Origin of the sequence: Vibrio sp. V31_P5A7T61 (assembly GCF_009904895.1) — a bacterium.
Classification (GTDB): Bacteria; Pseudomonadota; Gammaproteobacteria; order Enterobacterales; family Vibrionaceae; genus Vibrio; species Vibrio metschnikovii.
In genome coordinates this window covers 1-2036 of the sequence record NZ_WXWI01000010.1, presented here as the reverse complement: position 1 = coordinate 2036, position 2036 = coordinate 1, and the positions used below count along the sequence as shown (strand labels likewise).

The following is a 2036-nucleotide window of genomic DNA, read 5'->3' as shown; positions in this document are numbered from 1 at the left end:
GTTATCTACTACATGCAAATAATGTATTTATTTAATAAACATGGTTCTATAAAATGGCTGTTAGGATTGATGAGCTATTTTATTATAAATAGTGCACAAGCTACTTTTTATGGCCCCATTCCAAAGTGTGTGAGAGTTAGTCATGCTCCTAGTCATGTGGCGAATAAGCCTAACTCTGGTAATTTATGGGGTGTACAGGCTGAATATGGTACAACAGGAGTTTGGACGGGGGCGACAGACTCTAACTACACTAATATGAGAATGCCTGATCCGAATATCACCGATACTAGCTTTCAGCCAGTAGGAACAGTGCTAAGCTCTTCTATTAAAAGCTTTTTAGAGTTTGCTGAATCTGGAAAATATTCACCAGAACAAGTACTTTACAAATGTCCGGCAGGCACAGAAAATGTTATTTCCGAAATGTATTCAACAAATGGTGATTACCGTTTTGGTGGTTACGATGATATGGAGGTCGGGCAATACTTCGGTATGCCAGGAGTTTACTCTACAAGAGTAAAAGGATTGGGGTTTCGTATTACGAACCTTTCTACGGGTGAGTATTTCTCTCATAATTGGAAGTCTAGACCATTGACTGGATTGGATAGAGATCAATACGGTAATATTTTAGTAAAGGCAAAGAACTTTAGTAATATTAAAATTGAGCTGATCAGAATACCAGACATTCATCCTAATGGTAATAGCCATCCTAGTTGGAGTGGGTATGATGTATCAAAACAATTTGATGACACACAACCGATAGGTTATTTTGCTGTTCGACTGCCTTTATCGACAAATTTTAATAACTTAGAGGGCCCAACACCAGGATTAAATCATAAAAATCATTATCCAGGTTGGTATCAATATTGGCCTGCAACAATTGGATTATACAAAAGTTTTACTACACGTAGACTACCAACATGTAGAGTAAACTTTGTTACACCAACCGTAACATTTCCAAGAATTAGTGTTGCGGAGTTAAATATAGGATCTTATAGTAATGCTAGTTTTTCTGTATCTTATAACTGTCAAGCTGGATCTGTTTTAGGGTCAGGTCAAGATCAAGTTAGTATGTTCTTTTTACCCACGGCTGCTAATTTTAAAAAATCAGAACAGTTATCATTAACTTATAATGGCATATCAACACCATATTTATTAAGTGAAAACTATGAATCTGAAAACACTGCGAAAGGTGTTGCTGTTACCTTTTATGATCAATCAGGAAGACAGCTAAGCTTTTCAAATCCCGATAATTATTTCTCGGTTGTACATAATCCAGGTAGAATAACGCCTATCGGCTCACCTGTTGGTAATAATACCTACTCTATGAATTTTGAGGCTAAGTTGGGAAAAATACCTAAAGGTAATATTAACGTAACACCTGGTAAATACCACGCTACTGCGCGTGTAGTAATGAGGGTTAATTAATTTATGCGTAGCACTATTCTTTTTTTTATAAGTTTACTCTTTGTAAACCCAGTTTTATCAGGAGTTACAATGGAAGGAACAAGAGTTATTTTTGATTCCTCTAAGCTGTCACAATCGGTGATAGTGATGAACACAAATGACTACGATGTGATCGTTCAGTCTTGGGTTGATGATGGTAACTTAAATAATAAACCGGATAGTGCTATAGCTCCAGTTATTACAAAGCCGGCTCTTTTTAATTTAAAACCAGGTGCTTCTCAGATAATACAATTGATTAATGTATCTCAAGTTGAATATGAAGAAGAAAAATTATACTGGCTAAACTTATATGAAATCCCTCCAATCGATACAGCATCGAATGATAAAATAATATTAACTATGCAAAAACAGTATAAATTATTTTATCGTGCGCCATTAATTAGTAAATCAAATTCAGAGATCATAAGAGCAATTAATTTCACTCTCATATCAGAAGATAAAGATGGTGAAATTAAGTATATACTTAAAATAGAAAACAAAACATCTATTCACATTAATTTTGCTAGCGTTGTTATCGACGAACAGGTTTTAGATGCTTTCCCAAGCATCGTAAGGCCAAACAGTATTTATAC

2 protein-coding genes are annotated in these 2036 nt (G+C 35.0%); both read left to right on the top strand.

Features of this window, described 5'->3' with window-relative positions; translation table 11 throughout:
- The coding region (locus CAG58_RS01025) for a fimbrial protein (protein WP_161439687.1) at nucleotides 1–1425 on the top strand (1425 nt) is incomplete at its 5' end.
- A 69-nt stretch (nucleotides 1426–1494) separates the two neighbouring features.
- The coding region (locus CAG58_RS01020; RefSeq protein WP_161439686.1) for a fimbrial biogenesis chaperone at nucleotides 1495–2036 on the top strand (542 nt) is incomplete at its 3' end.